We start from the raw sequence: 18,609 nt of genomic DNA, 5'->3' as shown, positions 1-18,609 counted from the left end.
AAGCTCAAACTAAAAGGCCTGAGCCCGGTGGAGTACCGAACTCAGGCCTTGAGCCGCTAACATTCAACTGTCCAACTTCTTGGGGTCAGTTCACTGGGCGGTGGCGGCTTTGTCGGCCTTGCCAGCGATGCTGGGCTTAGCGCGCGGGCGCAAGCACAAGGCCTGAGGGACCGCAGAAGCTTGCACCGGGTATGGCGGTGTGATCCCTATGCACAGTGCTGTCATGCCACCGAACCTGCCAGCGCATTGCGATCAAATCGAAATGCCGCCTTCGGGCGGCATTTTGCTGCGCGATGTGGCTGATGGTGGCGGGGCAAGAAGGTGGAGGCTGGTGCCAGCAAAGGCGAGTCCCGCGCTCAAGCACGGAAGGCGGGCATGATCGGGCCCGAGGCAGCGGGCGGCGTCAGCACGCCATGGCTGGCCCCAAGCCCTTTTGTTTTGTATGATGAATGATTCTGCACCACCACCGATTGCCATGTCTTTATCGTCACAGTCCGGCAGCAGTCTGCACCACCAGGTGATGGACAGCCTGGGCCGGCTGATTGCCAGCCCCGAGTACGGGCCCGGGGCCACCTTGCCCAATGAAGAGGAGCTGTGCGAGCGCCTGGGGGTGAGCCGTACTGCGGTGCGCGAGGCGATCAAGGCGCTGAGCGCCAAGGGCATGCTGGAGGCGCGGCCCCGCACCGGCACCCGCGTGCGGCCGCAAGAGCAGTGGAGCCTGTTTGATGCGGATGTGCTGGGTTGGCTCTGCAGCCAGGGGGTGGACCAGGAGCTGGGCCGGCACCTGATGGTGATGCGCGGCATTCTGGAGCCAGCCGCCGCCTCGTTGGCCGCACGCATGCACACCGATGCCCAGCTGCTCACTCTGCAGCAGGCCTTTGCCGCGATGGAGGCGGCAACATCGATTGATGAATGGGTAGTTGCCGATCTGGCCTACCACCAGAGCATCCTGCAGGCCACCGGCAACCCTCTGCTCATCTCGCTGGGCGGCATTGTGGCCTCGGCGCTGGAGTCCTTGCTCACCGTCAATGCGCAGCAGGCTGGGCAGTTCAACGATGGTCTGGTGATGCATGGCAAGGTGCTGGCCGCCATTGAGCGGCGCAGTGCTGAGGATGCACAGCTGTGGATGCGGGCACTGCTGGCCGACACGATTGCACGATGGGGCGCACCCGCCTAAAAGCCGCTAAATCCAGGCCCCAGGCGGCTGTCGCGCAAAGCGCAAGAGCGATAAAAGTCTAGGGTTTGCTCTGATTCAATCATCATACAAATAAAACGATGATGGCGACTTCTGAAATTCTCAAGGTCGCCATTCCATGTCTCGTTCCCTGTTTGATCTGTCGGGCCGTACTGCGCTGATTACCGGTTCCTCGCGCGGCATTGGGCTGGCGCTGGCCCAGGGCCTGGCCGAATCAGGAGCGACCGTGGTGATCAATAGCCGCCAGCAGGCCGCAGTCGATGCGGCCGTGGCGCAGCTGCAGGGCATGGGCCTCCAAGCCCAAGGGGCGGCCTTTGATGTGGCCGACCAGGCGGCGGTGGAAGCGGCCTTTGCCGCGTTTGATGCCCAGGGACTGGCGATCGATATCGTCGTCAACAACGCCGGCATCCAGCACCGCGAGCCGTTGCTCGATGTGTCGCTGGAGGACTGGAGCCGGGTCATCAACACCAACCTGACGGCCGCCTTTGTCGTGGGCCGCACGGCAGCACGCCGCATGATCGAACGCGGCACCGGCGGCAAGATCATCAATATCGGCTCGCTCACCAGCGAGGCGGCACGCGCCACGGTGGCGCCCTATACGGTGGCCAAGGGCGGCATCAAGATGCTCTCCAAGGCGATGGCGGCCGAATGGGCCATGCATGGCATCCAGGCCAACTCCATTGGCCCGGGCTACATCCTCACCGACATGAACGAGGCCCTGGTCAACAACGTGGCGTTTGACGCCTGGGTCAAGGCCAGCAACCCCACGCAGCGCTGGGGCCGCCCCGATGAGCTGGTGGGCACCGCCATTTACCTGGCCTCGGGCGCATCCAACTATGTCAACGGCCAGATCATCTATGTGGATGGTGGCTGGCTGGCGGTGCTGTAAGTGGGCGCAGCAGCATGGCTACCTTGATTACCGACGTCAAAGTCATCGCAACGGCGCCAGAGGGCATCAACCTTCTGGTCGTCAAGATTGAGACCAACCAGCCCGGCCTCTACGGCCTGGGCTGCGCCACCTTTGCCTACCGCCACCTGGCCGTGCAGTGCCTGGTCGAGCAGTACCTGCGCCCGCTGCTGATCGGCCGTGACGCCAGCCAGATTGAAGAGCTGTGGCAGCTGATGCACCAGAACGCCTACTGGCGCAACGGCCCCATCGAGAACAATGCGATCTCGGGTGTGGACATGGCGCTGTGGGACCTGAAGGGCAAGCAGGCTGGCATGCCGCTCTACCAGCTGCTGGGCGGCAAGCTGCGCGAGGGCGTGCCCATCTACCGCCATGCCGATGGGCGTGATCTGGAAGAGCTTTGCGACAACATCCAGAAGTACCGCGAGCAGGGTATCACCCATATCCGCTGCCAAAGCGGAGGCTATGGCGGTGGCGGCTTTGGCGCGGCGCCTGGTACGGCGCCGCAGGGCGCAGCAGACGGCATCTACCTCGATGCGCGCAAGTACATGCGCGAGACGCTGAAAATGTTCGACGCCATCCGCAGCCGCATCGGCTTTGAGGTGGAGCTGTGCCATGACGTGCACGAGCGCCTCAAGCCCGCCGATGCGATCCGCTTTGCGCAGGCGCTCGAGCCCTATGAGCTGTTCTTTCTGGAAGACGCGATTGCGCTGGAAGAGGGCGACTGGCTGCGCCAGCTGCGCGACAAGACCAATGTGCCGCTGGCCCAGGGCGAGCTGTTCAACCACCCCTTTGAGTGGCGCGGCATCATCGCCGAGCGGCTCATCGACTTTATCCGCGTGCACCTGAGCCAGGTGGGCGGCATCACCCCCGCGCGCAAGCTGCAGCTGTTTGCCGAGCAATATGGCGTGCGCACCGCTTGGCACGGCCCGGGCGATATGTCGCCGCTGGCGCATGCGGCCAATATCCATATCGACCTGGCCTCTCGCAATTTTGGCGTGCAGGAATGGTCGGGCACCGAGCCGCCCAATTTTGTGATCCAGGAGCTCAAGGGCCCGCGCGATGCCTTGCTGGCTGTGTTCCCTGGCTTGCCAAGCTTCCGCAATGGCTATGTCTACGCCAATGAGCAACCCGGTCTGGGTGTGGACATTGATGAGCGCGAGGCCGCCAAGTACCCCTGCAGCAGCGCGGTCACCACCTGGACGCAGACCCGCCTGAGCGACGGGAGCCTGCAGACCCCCTGATTCCCAGCGTGCCGGGCAAGAGCGCCGGCTTTTTTCGATTCACAACAAAGACGGAGACAGACAGATGACCACTCACTTCCAACTGCGCCGCATTCTGCTGGCCACCCTGGCGGCATCGGCAATGGGCGCTGGCGCGGCCTATGCCGAAGTCAAGGCACGCGTGGGCCATGCGATGCCCGAGAGCCACCCGCAAGCGATTGCGATGAACAAGTTCGCCGAGCTTGCATCCACCTACACCAATGGCAATGTCAAGGTGCAGGCCTACCACAGCGCCGTGCTGGGCAGCGACGAGAAGCAGCTGCAGGCCGTGCAGGCAGGCACGCAGGATCTGTACATCGGCACCCTGGCGCCGCTGTCCTCGCGGGTCAAGGAAGTGCAGGTCTGGGATCTGCCCTTCATGTTCCGCAACTCGGCCGAGGTCTATGCCGTGCTCGATGGCGCCTCGTCCAAGAAGATTTTCGAGAAGATCGCACCGGCCAACCTGGTGGGCCTGACCTGGACCGGCATGGGCTTTCGCAACCTGTCCAACAGCAAGCACCGCGTGGCCAAGCCCGAGGATGTGAGTGGCCTGAAGATCCGCGTGATGACCAACCCGGTCGCGCTGGACACCTGGAAGACCCTGGGCGCCAATGCCACGCCGATGGCCTTTGCCGAGGTGTTCCCTGCTCTGGAGATCAAGGCGCTGGACGGCCAGGAGAACCCGCTGCAGCACATGTGGGCCAACAAGATGCAGGAAGTGCAGAAGTACATCACCATCACCAACCACGTCTACACGCCATCGGCCCTGGTTGCATCGAAGAAATTCTGGGACAGCCTCTCGCCCGCCGACAAGGCCGGTGTGCAAAAGGCCGCCACCGAAGCCGGCCTGCTGCAACGCAAGCTGCTCGATGAAGGCGACAGCCTGGCTGTCGAGAACTTCAAGAAGGCTGGCGTGACGGTGGACAGCATGCCTGCAGCCGAGCTGGCGCGCATGCAGGACAAGGTCAAGCCCGTGCTGGCCAAGTTCTCGCCCCAGATTGGCGACGAGTTCGTCAAGGGCTTCTTTGCCGAAATCGAACAGGCCCGCAAGGCCCAGTAAAGCCCAGAAAGGGTGCTGGGCAGCGGCTGTCTAAGCCGTGTCCGCTCCCTTTGCTTCTCTTCAACGTTCTGGCAGCGCCCCCTGGTGCGGCGCTGCCGACATAGACCTACAAGCTTCAGGTGGTGGCACGGCACAAGGCCGCGCTGCCGGGAAAGGTATTGCCATGGGCAAGGTACTCAAAATGCTCGCGGACGGGCTGACGCGCGCGCTGGAAATCATGATGGTGCTGTGCATGCTCGTCATGCTGGTGATGGTGTTCGGCAATGTGATGCTACGGCTGTTTTTCAATACCGGCATTGATCTGTCGGAAGAGGTGCCACGCTTTGCCTTTGTGTGGCTGACCTTTCTGGGAGCCATCGTGGGCATGCGCAAGCGCGCCCATCTGGGGGTGGATTTGATGGTGCAGATGATGCCGTTGGCCGGCCGCCGTGTTTGCTGGGGCCTGAGCCAGGCCATCATGCTGCTGTGCTGCGTCTACATCGTCTACGGCACCTGGCTGCAGCACGACATCATCGCGGGCAACGCATCGCCGGTGGCGCAGCTGAGCATGCTCTGGGTCTATGGCGTGAGCTATTTCACCGGCACGGCGATTGGCTTTATCTGCCTGTCCAACCTGGTGCGTCTGGTGCTGGGCAAGGTGGCAGATTATGAGTTGATCGATGTGCAGGAAGAGGGCATGGAAGAGGCGCGCGAGGCCGAGCACGCCATGCAGGAGCAGACCCCGCCACAAGGAGGTCGCGCATGACCATCTTCATTTTTATCTCGTCCTTGCTGGGGCTGATGGCCCTGGGCATGCCCATTGCGTTTGCGCTGATCGGCTGCGGCCTGGCGCTGATGTACTACATGGGCTTTACCGATCCGCAGATCGTCGTGCAGAACATGTGGGATGGCGCCAATAGCTTCCCGCTGCTGGCCGTGCCCTTCTTCATGCTGGCGGGTGAGTTCATGAACGCCGGCGGCATGACCCGCCGCATCATCCACATGGCCATGGCCTGGATTGGCCATATCCGTGGCGGCCTGGGCTATGTGGCCGTGGGCGCTGCGGTCATCATGGCCTCGCTGTCGGGCTCGGCCGTGGCCGATACCGCCGCACTGGCCGCTGTGCTGGTGCCGATGATGCGCAAGGCCGGCTATGAGGTCAACCGGTCCTGTGGCCTGATCGCCTGCGGCGGCATCATTGCGCCGGTGATTCCGCCATCGATCGCGATGATCCTGTACGGCGTGACCGGTGGCGTGTCCATCACCAAGCTGTTCATGGCCGGCATTGTGCCGGGCCTGCTGATGGGGCTGGCGATCTTGCTGGCCTGGCGCTGGTGCATTGGCCGCGACCCGATCATCACCGAGCCCAAGCGCACGACGGCCGAGCGCCTGACTGCTACTCGCCAGTCGCTGTGGGCGCTGGTGCTTCCGGTGGTCATCATCGGTGGCCTGAAGTTCGGCTGGTTCACCCCAACCGAAGCCGCCGTCATTGCCGCGATGTACTCGCTGGTCGTGGGCATGTTCATCTACCGCGAGATCAAGCTGAACCAGCTGTTCGCGCTGATCTACCGCGCCGCTGAGACCACCGCCATCATCATGTTCCTGGTGTCGGCCGCTGGCGTGTCGGCCTGGCTGATCACCACCGCCAACATCCCGCAGCAGCTGGCCGCCCTGGTGGAGCCGCTGATGGACAACAAGATGCTGCTGACCTTTGCGCTGATGGTGCTGGTGCTGCTGGTAGGCACGGCGCTGGACTTCACGCCCACCGTGCTGATCATGACCCCGGTGCTGATGCCGGTGCTCAAGCAAGCGGGCATCGACCCGGTCTACTTCGGTGTGCTGTTCATCATGAACAACGCCATCGGCCTGGTCACACCGCCGGTGGGCACCGTGCTCAATGTCGTCTGCGGGGTGGCCAAGATACCGATGAGTGGTGCCATCAAGGGCGTGATCCCCTTCATGGTGGCTCAGACGATTGTGATGTTCCTGCTGGTGGTGTTCCCGCAGATCGTCATGTGGCCGCTGGAGATGATGAGCCGCTAAGCGCCAAACCGTTACCCAAACCCATTCATTGAAAAGCCATGAGCGCTTGCAAGCCGCAAGCGCCAAGGGCGGGCTTTGCCCAGAAAAGACAAGGAGCCGACCATGAAACTGATCCAACGCCGAAGCCTCGTTGCAGGCCTTGCCTTCGCCACCTTGGCAGTCCTGAGCCTGGCGCCCGCCCAGGCCCAGGAGGGCAAGCGTGCACGCCTGGGCCATTCCTTTGCCGATTCGCACCCTCGCGCCATCGCGATGAAGCAGTTTGCTGCCGATGTGGCCAAGGCGACTGATGGCAAGGTGCTGATCGATGTGTACAGCAGCGCCACCCTGGGCAGCGAAGACAAGATGCTGATTGCGGTGCAAAGCGGCACGCAGGACCTGTATATGGGCGCGCTATCGCCCATCGCTGCGCGCAAGAAGGCACTGCAGATTTTTGATTTTCCGTTTCTGTTTGCCAGCGATGCCGAAGCCGCCCATGTGCTCGATGGCCCCATTGGCCGCCAGATGCTGGACGGCATTGCCGACATGAAGATGCGCGGCCTGGTCTGGGCGGGCGGCGCCTTCCGGAATATGTCCAACAGCAAGCGCCAGCTGGCCTCGCTGGCGGACATGAAGGGCCTGCGCGTGCGCGTCATGCAAAGCCCGATGGCGCTGGCCAGCTTCAATGCCATGGGCATGAATGCCGTGCCGATGGCCTTCTCCGAGGTCTACCCCGCGCTGGAGATCAAGGCCCTGGACGGCTATGAGCACCCGGTGGTCGACATGTATGCCAACAAGATGTACGAGGTGCAGAAGTACCTGACCATCACCAACCATGTCTACACGCCGGTGGCCTTGATTGCCTCGGACAAATGGTGGTCGGCCTTGACGCCCGCGCAGCAGCAGGCGGTGCAGCAATCCGCCGAAAAGGCCCGCACCTTGCAACGCAGCGAAGAGCTGCGCCAGGCCGGCGAGGTGGTCGCCCAGCTCAAATCGCATGGCATGCAGGTGGGCGAGATGCCGCCGGCCGAGCTGGAGAAGATCCGCGCTGCGGTGCAGCCGGTGATCGACAAGAACCAGGCGACGGTGGGCGTTGAGTTTGCCCAGTCGTTCTATGCGGCGCTGGCCAGCTACCGTAAGACCAAGCCTTGAGCCACTCCCTTATCCAAGCCAACTAGGAACTCCTGACATGGAAGCGCTTGTTATCCACGCACCCGGCGATCTGCGGGTGCAATCCGTCCCCGCGCCTGCGCCCGGGCCTGGCCAGATGCTGGTGCGGGTGCGCTGCGGCGGCATCTGCGGCTCTGATCTGCATTACTACCAGCACGGCGGTTTTGGCACCGTGCGCATCAAGGAGCCGATGGTGCTGGGCCATGAGGTCTCGGGTGTCATCGAGTCCGTGGGTGCCGAGGTGACGGGCTTCGCTGCCGGCCAGCGCATTGCAGTCAGCCCCAGCTGGCCCTGCGGCCAGTGCCGCTTTTGCCAGATGGGCCTGCAAAACCACTGCCTGGACATGCGCTACTACGGCAGCGCGATGCGCAGCCCCCATGTGCAAGGGGCGTTCCGCCAGCAGATCGTCATCGAGGCACACCAGGCCCATCTGCTGGCCCCCCAGGTCAGCGATGCCGAAGGCGCCATGGCCGAGCCGCTGGCCGTGGCCCTGCATGGCGTGCAGCGGGCGGGGCCCTTGCTGGGCCGCAAGGTGCTGGTGACGGGCTGCGGACCAATTGGCGCACTGGCCATCATCGCAGCGCGCCGCGCAGGCGCCGCGCACATTGTGGCCACCGACATGAGCGCGCACCCGCTGGCCAAGGCCTTGCAGGTGGGGGCCGATGAGGTCGTGCATGTGGGCGAATCGCCCGATGGGCTGGCGCGTTACGCGGCCGACAAGGGCCAGTTCGATGTGCTATTCGAGGCCAGCGGCAACCCGCATGCCTTGCGCGGTGCCTTTGATGTGCTGCGCCCGCGCGCCACCATCGTGCAGCTGGGCCTGGCAGGTGCCGAGATGACTTTGCCGATCAACACCCTGGTGGCCAAGGAGTTCGACTGGCGCGGCTCCTTCCGCTTCCATGAGGAGTTCGCCACCGCCGTGGCCTTGCTCAACAAGGGCCTGGTCGATGTGAAGCCGCTGATATCGGCCACCTTGTCCTACCGCGATTCAGCCCGCGCCTTTGCGCTGGCGGCTGACCGCTCGCAGGCGATGAAGGTGCTGCTGGACTTCGAATGAATCGCCTCCGCAACCGCTGATCCCCACCCATTCTTTCTCTGTTCTTCCCATGAAAATCGTCAAGCTCACCACCTTTATCGTGCCACCGCGCTGGTGCTTTCTCAAGATCGAAACCGACGAGGGCATCGTCGGCTGGGGCGAGCCGGTGGTGGAGGGCCGCGCCCACACGGTGGCCGCTGCGGTCGAGGAGCTGTCCGACTACCTGGTGGGCCGCGACCCGCGCAATGTGCAGGACCTGTGGAATGTGATGTACCGCGCCGGCTTCTACCGGGGCGGCCCGGTGATGATGAGTGCCATCGCCGGCGTGGACCAGGCGCTGTGGGACATCAAGGGCAAGGCGCTGGGTGTGCCCGTGCATGAGCTGCTGGGCGGCAAGGTGCGCGACCGCATCCGCGTCTATTCCTGGATCGGGGGTGACCGCCCGGCGGACACGGCAGCCCAGGCGCAGGCGGCAGTGGCACGCGGCTTTACCGCCGTCAAGATGAACGGCACCGAAGAGATGCAGTACATCGACAGCCATGCCAAGGTGGAGCAGGCTGTGGCCAATGTGGCGATGATCCGCGAGTCGGTGGGCAAGCACATCGGCATAGGTGTGGACTTCCACGGCCGGGTGCACAAGCCCATGGCCAAGGTGCTGATGCGCGAGTTGCGCGATTTCAACCTGATGTTCATCGAGGAGCCGGTTCTCAGCGAGCACCTGGAAGTGATCCCCGAGCTGGCCGCCATCGGTGCCGCGCCGATCGCGCTGGGCGAGCGTCTCTATTCGCGCTGGGATTTCAAGCGCGTGTTTGCGCAGGGCGGTGTCGACATCATCCAGCCCGATCCCTCGCATGCCGGCGGCATCACCGAGACCTGCAAGATCGCCGCCATGGCCGAGGCCTACGATGTGGCGGTGGCCCTGCATTGCCCACTGGGCCCGATTGCGCTGGCCGCCAACCTGCAGATCGATGCGGTCTGCTACAACGCCTTCATCCAGGAGCAAAGCCTGGGCATCCACTACAACCAGGGCAATGACCTGCTCGACTATGTACACAACCGCGATGCCTTTGACTACCAGGACGGCTATGTCGCCATGCCCGGCGGCCCGGGCCTGGGTATCGAGGTGAACGAAGCCTATGTGGTGGAGCGCGCCAAGGAAGGCCACCGCTGGCGCAACCCGGTCTGGCGCCATGCGGATGGCAGTGTGGCGGAGTGGTGAGGTAGCGCGCCGAGCCTGTCATGGTTCAGGCTGAGCCTGTCTAGGCGCTGCGGCGAGCATTGTGAACACCTGCACCCGGCAGCGATGCCAGGCGCAGGTGTTTTTTCATGTCGGTTGCCGCGCTGTTGCCCGCTGCTTGCCACTTTGTGGTGCAAAAGAAACATTTTGAATCCATAGTGCTTTGCTAATGCCAAGTTTTTCAAAGCCAACATAAACAAAGAAGCCACAAGGACTTGCAGCGCAGCACAGCACCACGGAACCTGTCCCAACGAATGCTGATGGACCGGGCCGATCGCGGTCTTTACCTTGTGTACACAACGCTCTGCTAGCAAGCGATGCCGCCATTTCGGACGCGCGTTTTTAAATAGCAAAAATCTTGATTGAGCGGCATGCATCACGCCATTCGCTATTTATGTGTCGAAATGTTGGTTTCTTTTGTGATGCTTCCACTCATAGCTCGCAGCAATCGCAAGATAAAATCCCGGGTCAGTGCGTAGTACGCGTATCCATCATCCAAACAAACATCATCAAGTGGAGCAGGCGTGAGGGTTGAGTTTTCCGTTCGAGCCAGTTCGGCCGTCGCGCGCGGGTTGCGCACGTCAACCCAATGGCAGGACTGGGCGGCCCAGCCGTCGGCGCCCGTGGGAGAGCTGGCGCTGGATGTCTCCCATATCCCGGCGATGGCACGGCGCAGGCTCGGCCCGCTGGCCAAGATGGCCGTCGTGGTGGCAGACGATGTGCTGGCGCAGACAGCGCTGGCCGACATCCCCATGGTCTGGGTCTCCCGCTACGGTGACAGCGACAAATCCCTGCAACTGCTGCGCGCCCAGGTCGGCGCGGAAGCCCTTTCTCCGACCGCATTTGCGCTGTCCGTGCACAACGGCATTGCGGCCCAGTATTCGATCTTGCGGGGCATGGTGTCCAATGCCATCTGTGTCGCGGCGTCCGCCGCAGGCCCTGAGGCCGGCATCGTCGAGGCCATCGGCCTGCTGCACGAGGGTGCTCCGGCGGTGGTGCTGGTCTGCTACGACGAGGGCCTGCCTGGCGAGTACGCGCCTTTTGGCGAAGCAGGCGCTGCCGAATTTTCCTGGGCCGTCGTGGTCAGCCTGGCCCAGCCCGATGGACCAGGCTTTGCGCTGACCGCCAGGGCTGCCGGCCGCGATGCTGGCGACACAGAGGGCAGCCAGGCAGGCTTGCCCCATGGCCTGCAGGTGCTGCGTTTCTTGCTGGACCCCGCGCAAACCGAATGGGCAGCCCCGCAAGCCGCGCCGGGCAGGGGCTGGACCTGGGAGCGCATGCATGGCTGAACGTCTCAACCGTTACTGGCGCGTCTTTGCGACGGGCTTTTGTTTTGCCGTCTTTGGTCTGGGCGGCTTGGTGATCCGCTTGCTCGTCTATCCGCTGCTGCTGGTCTGCAACCGCGATCCGCAAAAGCGCAAAAATGCCGCGCAGGCATTGATACACCATAGCTTTCGCTGGTTTGTCGGCCTGATGAACTTTGTGGGCGTGATCTCGTACGAGACCCGCCATCTGGAGCGCCTCAACCGCCAAGGCCTGTTGATTCTGGCCAACCACCCCTCGCTGATCGACGTGGTGTTTTTGATCTCCTTCATCCCGAAGGCGGACTGCATTGTGAAGGCCTCGCTGCTGCGCAACCCCTTCACGCGCGGTCCCATCCAGGCGGCAGGTTTCATCTGCAATGGCGGCGGCGCACAGCTGATCGAGGACTGCACACGTTCGCTCGATGCCGGCAGTAACCTGATCATTTTCCCGGAAGGCACGCGCACGCCGCTTCAGGGGGCGCCCAAGCTGCAGCGTGGCGCTGCGCATGTGGCGGTCAAGGGCGGCGTCGATATCACGCCGGTGTACATCCACACCAGCTTGCCGATGCTGTCCAAGGGCGTTCCCTGGTGGCGAGTGCCGGCGCGCAAGCCGCATTTCACGTTCGAAGTGCGGGATGACATCGCCATTCAAGAATTCTGCACAGTGGCAGGCAACGAGTCGCTGGCGGCACGCCAGGTGACCGATTACCTGTCCGATTATTTATTCAGAGGACCCTCACGTGCTTCAGCTTGAACAGGAAATCAAGGAACTCATCATCGCATCGCTGGCACTGGAAGACCTGGCACCGCAGGACATCGATTCGGCCGCACCACTGTTTGTGGACGGCCTGGGCCTGGACTCCATCGACGCGCTGGAACTGGGCCTGGCGCTGCAGAAGAAATACGGCCTGAGTATGTCGGCCGACTCCGAGCAGACCCGCCAGCATTTCAGCAGCGTCAACGCCCTGGTGGCTTTTGTCGCGGGCCACCAGGCGCAGTAAGCGGCCCTGGCTCCTTCTCATTCATTGACCTCATTGGGTACCGCTTTGAAAAAGCAAGAAATTTATGAACATATCGTCCGCATCCTGGACGAGAACTTCAGCATCGAGGCCGCGCGCATCACGCCTGAGGCCAAGCTCTATGACGACCTGGATATCGACAGCATCGATGCGGTCGACCTGATCGTGCAGCTCAAGCCTCTGGTGGGCAAGCGCCTGAATGCGGAAGCCTTCAAGTCGGTGCGCACCGTGCAGGACGTGGTGGACGCGCTCTACCTGCTGGTCAACGAGGACCAGCAGGCCGCCTGAGCGCCATGGGCATGCGCAGCTCGCTGAAATGGGCCTTGGTCGTGCTGACCGTGCTCTATCCGCTGGTGGTCTACGCCACCATCGGGCGGGTTGCGCCCCAGTGGCTGGCGCTGTTGATGGTGGTGTTGGCCGTCGTGCGTGCGCTCATTGCCCAGGAGAAGTTCTGGTGGCTGGCGGCCGCAGGCGCTGCTGTGCTGGGCCTGGCTGCCTGGCTGGGCAACGATCCGCTGATGGTCAAGCTCTACCCGGTCTGGGTCAATGCGGTGATGTTGGCGGTATTTGGCTACAGCCTCGTATACCCACCCACGGTGGTCGAGCGCCTGGCGCGGCTGCAGGAGCCAGATCTGCCGGCATCCGGCGTGCGCTACACGCGCAAGGTCACGCTGGTCTGGTGCCTGTTCTTTGTGCTCAATGGTGCGGTCGCTGCCATGACTGCGCTCTGGGGCAGCGATGCCGTTTGGGCTTTCTACAACGGGCTGCTCGCCTATGTCCTGATGGGATGTCTGATGGGCGGGGAGTGGCTGGTACGGCGCCGTGTGCGGCAACCGGCCAGTGCAGATTGATGGACAGGCGCATCGCCCTGCAAGCTTGCAGGCAGCCAGCGCCCGGGATGTGAACGCAATGGGACAAGGGGAGACACAGTTGAAGCAGGGTGTGGCATTGGCCGACGTGGCCGTGACGATGGCAGAGCAGGGCGCCCAGCGCCCCGTGGCCATGCGGGTCACCCCGAGCAATGCCCAGGCCGTGGCAGGCAGCGAATGGCTGCAGATGGTGCGCCGTTGGTATGCCGCCTTTGCAGAGCTGCCCGGCCAGGAGATCGGTTTTTATTTTGACGATGCGCTGGACTTTTCGGCCGCATTGTGGGGGGCCTGGCATGCAGGCAAAACGCCGGTGCTGCTGAGCGATCTGCAGCCGACGAACACCGATGCCCTGCTGCCCAGCCTGGCCGGTAGCGCAGGCTTGCTGCCCGGCGCCGTGGCGCCCGTGGCCGATGCCGCTGGCGATCTTTCTTTGCGGCCCCTGGACAGGCAGGCTACGCGCCTGGTGCTGTTCACCTCGGGCTCGACCGGCAAGCCCGAGCGCATTGTCAAGCAGCTGGCGCAGCTGGATGCCGAAGTCCAGGCGCTGGAGACCGCCTTTGGTGCTGCGCTGGGCGGTGGGCCGCTACAGGTGCTGGCCACCGTGTCACACCAGCATATCTATGGGCTGTTGTTCCGGGTGCTGTGGCCGCTGTCGGCGGGCCGCATGCTCGGCACGGCCTTCGCGCGCTACCCCGAAGACCTGCTCGCGCAGTTCCGCCAGGCACCGGCCTGCCTGCTGGTGTCCAGCCCTGCGATGCTGGGCCGGCTGCCGCAGCAGCTGCCCTGGGCTGATGCGCCATCGCGTTTGCGCGCCATTTTTTCCTCCGGCGGGCCCTTGGCCGCCGAAGCCTCGGCACACAGTGTGGCGGTGCTGGGGCATTCCCCGACCGAGGTGTTTGGCAGCTCGGAGACCGGTGGCATTGCCTGGCGGCGCCGCGCCGATTCGGGCGAGGTATGGCAAGCCTTGCCAGGTGTGGCCGTCGCGCTGGATGCGGACAGCGGTGTGCTCAAGGTGCGCTCACCGCATCTGTCTGATCCTGCACGGTGGTGGGAGACCGCAGACCGGGCCGAGGCCAGCAGCGATGGGACCAGCTTTGTGCTCCGGGGCCGGGTGGACCGGATTGTGAAAATTGCCGAAAAACGCATTTCTTTGACTGCACTGGAGCAGGCCCTGCAGGCCAGTGACTGGGTGCATGCGGCCCGCGCCGTGCTGATCGAGCGCAGCGACTTGCCTACCCGCGTGGGCATGGTGCTGGCGCTGACGGACGCGGGCTGGCAGCAGCTGCTCGCCCATGGCCGCCAGGCCATGGCTCAGGCCCTGCGTGCCTTGCTTGCTGATCAGGTAGAGCGGGTGGCGCTGCCACGCAGCTGGCGCTATGTCGAGCGCATGCCAATGAATGCGCAGAGCAAGGTCACCCAGCAAAGCCTGCTGGCGCTGTTTGATCCGATGATGCCCACGCCGCAATGGATGAGCCGCAGCGCCACCGAGGCCTGCGCCCGCCTCCAGGTCGTGGCGGGCTTGCGCGTGCTGGATGGGCATTTTCCGCAGGCCTTGCTGGTTCCCGGCGTGGCCCAGCTGCACTGGGCGGTGACTTTGGCGCAGCAGGCCTTTGCATTGACATCGGCCTATGGCCGGGGCGAGGTCATCAAGTTCCAGCAGCCGATCTTGCCGGGCGATAGCGTCGAGGTCGAACTCCAGTGGCTGGAGGTCAAGGGCGCGGTCCAGTTCGCCATCCGTTCGGCGCGTGGCATGCATGCCAGTGGCCGGCTGATCCAGGGCATTTGACGCATGCAGCACGCCATCATCACCATCATCCCGGTCTACAACCATCCCGACACGATGGCAGACATGCTGCGCGGTGTCCTGGCCAGCGGGCAGGATTGCATCATGGTCGATGATGGCTCGGAGGCGCGCTGCGCCGCCGTGCTGGACGCGCTGGCCGCCGAACATGCGCCCCATGTGGAGCTGCTGCGCCTGGCGCAGAACCAGGGCAAGGGCGCGGCCATGATCGCCGGCATGCGCCGCGCGCAGCAACGCGGCTTCACGCATGCGGTGCAGATCGATGCCGATGGCCAGCACGCTACCGCCGACATCGCTGGTTTCGCCGCTCTGTCACGGCAGCACCCTTTGGCCATGGTCTGCGGTGCGCCGGTCTACGACCACAGCGTGCCCAAGGCCAGGCTGTATGGCCGTTATGCCACCCATGTCTGGGTCTGGATCAATACCTTGTCGCTGGACATCCGCGACTCCATGTGCGGCTTCCGGGTCTATCCGCTGGCGGCCAGCTTGCGTGCCTGGGACAGCGCCCACATCGGGCGGCGCATGGAGTTTGATACCGAGATCCTCGTGCGCATGCACTGGCAGGGCGTGCCCTTTGTCACGCAGTTCACCCGCGTGACCTACCCGCAAGATGGCCTGTCCCACTTCCGTATGCTGCGTGACAACCTGCTGATCTCCAAGATGCATGCGCGCCTGTTTGCGGGCATGCTGTTGCGCAGCCCGGTGCTGCTGCTGCGCAAGCTGACGCGGCGGAGGGCGGTCTGATGGCAGGCGCATACAACAAGGCCTCCCAGGCTTCCCCGCAGACGCCATCCACGCACTGGGCCCAGATCGGGGAGAGCAGCTTTGTCGCAGGCATGTGGCTGCTCTACCAGATCCACCGGCTGTTGGGGCGTTGGCCGTTCTTGCTGTGCCTCTACCCGGTCGTCAGCTACTACTGGCTCAGCCGGCCTCTGGCCAGGCGGTCGTCATTGGACTACCTGCAGCGCATGCAGCAGGCCCATGGCCTGTGGCCGCAGCCGCCCGGCTGGCGGCAGAGCCTGCGCCACTTCCGCGTGTTTGCGCAGGTCATTCTCGACAAGATGCTGGCCATCTCGGGCCGTTACCCGGCCTCCCGGGTGCAGGTCCAGGGGCAGCAGGCAGTCCAGGATTTGATAGCACGTGGCCAGGGGGCCGTGTTCATCACCGCCCATATGGGCTGCATCGAGCTGAGCCAGGTGCTGGCCGAGCAGCGCGCGGGCCTGCGGCTGAATGTGCTGGTGCACACCCGCCATGCGCAGCAATTCAACCGCATGCTGGCGCGCCTGTCACCGGGCAGCCAGGTGCGCTTCCTGCAGGTGACGGAGTTCAACGCTGCCACGGCGATGATGCTGGCCGAGCGCGTCAGCGCTGGGGAGTTCATCGCCATTGCGGGTGACCGGGTGCCGGTGCACAAGAGCAAGACCACCGAAGCCCCTTTCCTGGGCGCGCAGGCGGCCTTTCCCACCGGTCCCTATGTGATTGCGGCCCTGCTCAAGTGCCCCTTGCTGCTGATGACCTGCACCCATGCCGGCCACGGCTATGCGCTGCAGATCGAGACCCTGGCCTCGCAGGTGTTGCTGCCCCGCGCTGGCCGCGAGCAGGCCCTGGCCCAGTATGCCGCCCGCTATGCGGCTGCGCTGGAGGCGCGGCTGCGCAGCGCGCCCTGGGACTGGCTCAATTTCTTTCCCTTCTGGGCGCAGGCCCAGGCGCCGCAGCCCCTCACCCCTTTGGCACAGGCCCAGAAAAGTAGCTCCCCATGACTCAGAACGTTCCACCCACGCTGATCCTCTTTGATGGCAGCCCGCTGCAGATCGAGCAGATCACGGCTATCGCCCAGGGCCAGGCGCAAGTGCAGCTCTCGCCCGATCCCCAGTTCCGCAGCCGCATACAGCGCGGTGCGGACTTTCTCGACCGGCTGTTGCGCGAAGACGGTGTGGTCTATGGCGTCACCACCGGCTATGGCGACTCCTGCACGGTCGAGATTCCGCCAGCGCTGATCCCCGATCTGCCGCACCACCTCTATGCCTACCACGGCTGTGGCATGGGCCGTTTTCTGACCGACGTGGAAACGCGCGCGGTGCTGGCCTGCCGCCTGGCCTCGCTGTGCCGGGGCATGTCCGGCGTCAGCTGGGCGCTGCTGCAGCAGCTCCAGCACCTGATCCAGCACGATATCCTGCCGCGTATCCCGGCCGAAGGCTCGGTGGGTGCCAGTGGCGATCTCACCCCGCTGTCCTATGTGGCAGCGGTGCTCTGTGGTGAGCGTGAGGTGCTGTTTCGGGGCCAGATCGTGCCCGCCGCGCAGGCCCTGCAAGAGACCGGCGCGACGCCATTGCGCCTGCGCCCCAAGGAAGGCCTGGCGCTGATGAATGGCACGGCCGTGATGACGGCGCTGGGCTGCCTCGCCTGGCAGCGCGCGGACTATGTCTCGCGCCTGGCTTGCCGCATCACGGCAGCCAATGTGGTTGCCATTGCGGGTAATGCCCACCATTTTGACGAGACGCTGTTTGCCGCCAAACCGCATGCCGGCCAGCAGCGTGCCGCCGCGCGCATCCGGGGCGACCTGGTGGCCGAGGCGCAGCTGCGCAACTCCCACCGCCTGCAGGACCGCTACTCGCTGCGTTGCGCACCGCATGTGATCGGCGTGCTCGAAGATGCCTTGCCCTTTTTGCGCCAACTGATCGAGTCGGAGCTCAACTCGGCTAACGACAACCCGCTGATCGAGCCCGATGAGGAGCGGGTGCTGCATGGCGGCCATTTCTATGGTGGCCATATTGCGCTGGCCATGGATACCTTGAAGAACACGGTGGCCAATATTTCCGATCTGCTGGACCGGCAGCTCGCACTGCTGGTGGACACCCGCTACAGCCAGGGCCTGCCATCGAACCTGTCGGGCTCGCAGGGCGCAACGCAGCCGATCAACCATGGCCTCAAGGCGCTGCAGATCAGCGCCTCGGCCTGGACGGCCGAAGCCCTCAAACAGACCATGCCGGCTTCGGTGTTCTCGCGCTCGACCGAGTGCCACAACCAGGACAAGGTGAGCATGGGCACGATTGCCGCGCGCGATGCGTTGCGGGTGCTGGAGCTGACCGAGCAGGTGCTGGCGGCCATGTTGATTGCCGCGCGCCAGGGAGTGCCCTTGCGTGAGCGCATCCAGCCCGATGTGCCGGTGGGCCCCGCCATGCGTGCCTGGATTGCCGACCTGGCCGAGCGCGTGGCGCTGGTCGAGGAGGACCGTGCGCTGGACCGCGATCTGCACCAGTTGCTGAGCGGCATCCGTGCCCAAACCTGGAGCCTGTATGCCGACTGAGAGTGAAATGGCCTCGCGTGAGCGCCTGTCCTGCGAAATCGAGATCACGCCGGCGTTCTATGACATCGATGTGATGGAGATTGTCTACCACGGCAACTATGTGCGCTTTCTGGACCTGGCCCGCAGCGCCTTGCTGGCCCAGTTCGACTACGACTACCCGCGCATGCGCGATTCGGGCTTTGGATGGCCGGTGGTGGATATGCGCCTCAAATACGTGCGCCCGGCCGCTTTTGGCCAGCGCCTCAAGATCAAGGCCAGCATCACGGAGTGGGAGAACCGCTTGCGCATCGACTACCTGATCCGCGATGCGCAGACCGGCGAAAAGCTCAATTCGGCCTACACGATCCAGGTGGCGGTCGACATGCAGACCCGCGAAATGCGCTTTGTCTGCCCACCTGTGCTGTGGGAGCGGCTGGGGGTGGCGCCATGAGGGCCTGGATCTTG

The 18,609-nt window shown here is 64.1% G+C and carries 19 protein-coding genes; all 19 read left to right on the top strand.

From position 1 onward, the window contains the following. The first annotated feature begins 475 nt into the window (after nt 1-475). The 19 genes from EDF71_RS21025 to EDF71_RS20935 all read left to right on the top strand — a co-directional run bounded on the left by EDF71_RS21025 (nt 476) and on the right by EDF71_RS20935 (nt 18,595). Entirely contained in the window at nt 476-1,177 is a 702-nt protein-coding gene (locus EDF71_RS21025) for a FadR/GntR family transcriptional regulator (protein ID WP_166656612.1), read from the top strand. 136 nt (nt 1,178-1,313) lie between these two features. Then, on the top strand, nt 1,314-2,084 hold the full coding sequence (locus EDF71_RS21020) for an SDR family oxidoreductase (protein WP_133858492.1): 771 nt from the start codon (nt 1,314-1,316) through the stop codon (nt 2,082-2,084). 14 nt (nt 2,085-2,098) lie between these two features. Continuing rightward, nucleotides 2,099-3,346, top strand: a complete 1,248-nt coding sequence (locus EDF71_RS21015; protein ID WP_133858491.1) for an enolase C-terminal domain-like protein — start codon at nt 2,099-2,101, stop codon at nt 3,344-3,346. A gap of 64 nt (nt 3,347-3,410) precedes the next feature. Then, complete coding sequence (locus EDF71_RS21010) at nt 3,411-4,424, top strand: TRAP transporter substrate-binding protein (RefSeq protein WP_133858490.1); 1,014 nt, start codon at nt 3,411-3,413, stop codon at nt 4,422-4,424. A 163-nt stretch (nt 4,425-4,587) separates the two neighbouring features. Continuing rightward, entirely contained in the window at nt 4,588-5,169 is a 582-nt protein-coding gene (locus tag EDF71_RS21005) for a TRAP transporter small permease (protein ID WP_133858489.1), read from the top strand. After that, complete coding sequence (locus EDF71_RS21000) at nt 5,166-6,446, top strand: TRAP transporter large permease subunit (RefSeq protein ID WP_133858488.1); 1,281 nt, start codon at nt 5,166-5,168, stop codon at nt 6,444-6,446. Before EDF71_RS21005 ends, EDF71_RS21000 begins: the two co-directional genes overlap by 4 nt. Nucleotides 6,447-6,548: 102 nt before the next feature. Then, complete coding sequence (locus EDF71_RS20995; RefSeq protein WP_133858487.1) at nt 6,549-7,574, top strand: DctP family TRAP transporter solute-binding subunit; 1,026 nt, start codon at nt 6,549-6,551, stop codon at nt 7,572-7,574. A 37-nt stretch (nt 7,575-7,611) separates the two neighbouring features. After that, the gene (locus tag EDF71_RS20990; RefSeq protein WP_133858486.1) at nt 7,612-8,649 is read left to right on the top strand and encodes an L-idonate 5-dehydrogenase; all 1,038 of its coding nucleotides are present in this window, start codon (nt 7,612-7,614) and stop codon (nt 8,647-8,649) included. Nucleotides 8,650-8,698: 49 nt separating this feature from the next. Then, nucleotides 8,699-9,847 (top strand): galactonate dehydratase, encoded by a 1,149-nt coding sequence (dgoD, locus tag EDF71_RS20985; protein ID WP_021027234.1) that lies wholly within the window; start codon nt 8,699-8,701, stop codon nt 9,845-9,847. A gap of 590 nt (nt 9,848-10,437) precedes the next feature. After that, nucleotides 10,438-11,154, top strand: coding sequence for a beta-ketoacyl synthase chain length factor (locus tag EDF71_RS20980; RefSeq protein ID WP_166656611.1), 717 nt, complete (start codon nt 10,438-10,440; stop codon nt 11,152-11,154). Next, nucleotides 11,147-11,923: a lysophospholipid acyltransferase family protein gene (locus EDF71_RS20975; protein WP_133858484.1), complete on the top strand. Its 777-nt coding sequence runs from the start codon at nt 11,147-11,149 to the stop codon at nt 11,921-11,923. Before EDF71_RS20980 ends, EDF71_RS20975 begins: the two co-directional genes overlap by 8 nt. Next, entirely contained in the window at nt 11,910-12,170 is a 261-nt protein-coding gene (locus EDF71_RS20970; protein ID WP_133858483.1) for a phosphopantetheine-binding protein, read from the top strand. The genes EDF71_RS20975 and EDF71_RS20970 overlap by 14 nt, the downstream gene beginning before the upstream one ends. Before the next feature lie 45 nt (nt 12,171-12,215). Next, nucleotides 12,216-12,476, top strand: a complete 261-nt coding sequence (locus EDF71_RS20965; RefSeq protein ID WP_133858482.1) for an acyl carrier protein — start codon at nt 12,216-12,218, stop codon at nt 12,474-12,476. Between the two features lie 11 nt (nt 12,477-12,487). Continuing rightward, nucleotides 12,488-13,039, top strand: a complete 552-nt coding sequence (locus EDF71_RS20960; RefSeq protein WP_133858502.1) for a hypothetical protein — start codon at nt 12,488-12,490, stop codon at nt 13,037-13,039. A gap of 79 nt (nt 13,040-13,118) precedes the next feature. Then, nucleotides 13,119-14,843 (top strand): AMP-binding protein, encoded by a 1,725-nt coding sequence (locus tag EDF71_RS20955; RefSeq protein WP_243854384.1) that lies wholly within the window; start codon nt 13,119-13,121, stop codon nt 14,841-14,843. 3 nt (nt 14,844-14,846) lie between these two features. Beyond that, nucleotides 14,847-15,602, top strand: a complete 756-nt coding sequence (locus tag EDF71_RS20950) for a glycosyltransferase family 2 protein (protein WP_133858481.1) — start codon at nt 14,847-14,849, stop codon at nt 15,600-15,602. Continuing rightward, a complete protein-coding gene (locus tag EDF71_RS20945) occupies nt 15,602-16,618 on the top strand; it encodes an acyltransferase (RefSeq protein WP_133858480.1) in 1,017 nt (338 codons plus the stop codon). Before EDF71_RS20950 ends, EDF71_RS20945 begins: the two co-directional genes overlap by 1 nt. Further along, complete coding sequence (locus tag EDF71_RS20940) at nt 16,615-18,165, top strand: aromatic amino acid ammonia-lyase (protein WP_133858479.1); 1,551 nt, start codon at nt 16,615-16,617, stop codon at nt 18,163-18,165. Before EDF71_RS20945 ends, EDF71_RS20940 begins: the two co-directional genes overlap by 4 nt. Next, nucleotides 18,155-18,595, top strand: a complete 441-nt coding sequence (locus EDF71_RS20935) for an acyl-CoA thioesterase (protein WP_133858478.1) — start codon at nt 18,155-18,157, stop codon at nt 18,593-18,595. Before EDF71_RS20940 ends, EDF71_RS20935 begins: the two co-directional genes overlap by 11 nt. Nucleotides 18,596-18,609 lie beyond the last annotated feature (14 nt).

This window comes from Comamonas sp. JUb58 (genome assembly GCF_004364775.1).
GTDB lineage: Bacteria > Pseudomonadota > Gammaproteobacteria > Burkholderiales > Burkholderiaceae_C > Comamonas.
Note: the sequence above shows the minus strand (reverse complement) of the source record. Positions and strands in the feature narration are given on the sequence as shown.

Bases quoted from the DNA above. Each gene is read 5' to 3' on its own strand.
- EDF71_RS20950 (WP_133858481.1), top strand. From the start codon at position 14,847: ATGCAGCACGCCATCATCACCATCATCCCGGTCTACAACCATCCCGAC.
- EDF71_RS20995 (WP_133858487.1), top strand. From the start codon at position 6,549: ATGAAACTGATCCAACGCCGAAGCCTCGTTGCAGGCCTTGCCTTCGCC.
- EDF71_RS21010 (WP_133858490.1), top strand. From the start codon at position 3,411: ATGACCACTCACTTCCAACTGCGCCGCATTCTGCTGGCCACCCTGGCG.
- EDF71_RS21025 (WP_166656612.1), top strand. From the start codon at position 476: ATGTCTTTATCGTCACAGTCCGGCAGCAGTCTGCACCACCAGGTGATG.
- EDF71_RS21020 (WP_133858492.1), top strand. From the start codon at position 1,314: ATGTCTCGTTCCCTGTTTGATCTGTCGGGCCGTACTGCGCTGATTACC.
- EDF71_RS20940 (WP_133858479.1), top strand. From the start codon at position 16,615: ATGACTCAGAACGTTCCACCCACGCTGATCCTCTTTGATGGCAGCCCG.
- EDF71_RS20935 (WP_133858478.1), top strand. From the start codon at position 18,155: ATGCCGACTGAGAGTGAAATGGCCTCGCGTGAGCGCCTGTCCTGCGAA.
- EDF71_RS20975 (WP_133858484.1), top strand. From the start codon at position 11,147: ATGGCTGAACGTCTCAACCGTTACTGGCGCGTCTTTGCGACGGGCTTT.
- EDF71_RS20945 (WP_133858480.1), top strand. From the start codon at position 15,602: ATGGCAGGCGCATACAACAAGGCCTCCCAGGCTTCCCCGCAGACGCCA.
- EDF71_RS21005 (WP_133858489.1), top strand. From the start codon at position 4,588: ATGGGCAAGGTACTCAAAATGCTCGCGGACGGGCTGACGCGCGCGCTG.
- EDF71_RS20960 (WP_133858502.1), top strand. From the start codon at position 12,488: ATGCGCAGCTCGCTGAAATGGGCCTTGGTCGTGCTGACCGTGCTCTAT.
- EDF71_RS21015 (WP_133858491.1), top strand. From the start codon at position 2,099: ATGGCTACCTTGATTACCGACGTCAAAGTCATCGCAACGGCGCCAGAG.
- EDF71_RS21000 (WP_133858488.1), top strand. From the start codon at position 5,166: ATGACCATCTTCATTTTTATCTCGTCCTTGCTGGGGCTGATGGCCCTG.
- dgoD (WP_021027234.1), top strand. From the start codon at position 8,699: ATGAAAATCGTCAAGCTCACCACCTTTATCGTGCCACCGCGCTGGTGC.
- EDF71_RS20990 (WP_133858486.1), top strand. From the start codon at position 7,612: ATGGAAGCGCTTGTTATCCACGCACCCGGCGATCTGCGGGTGCAATCC.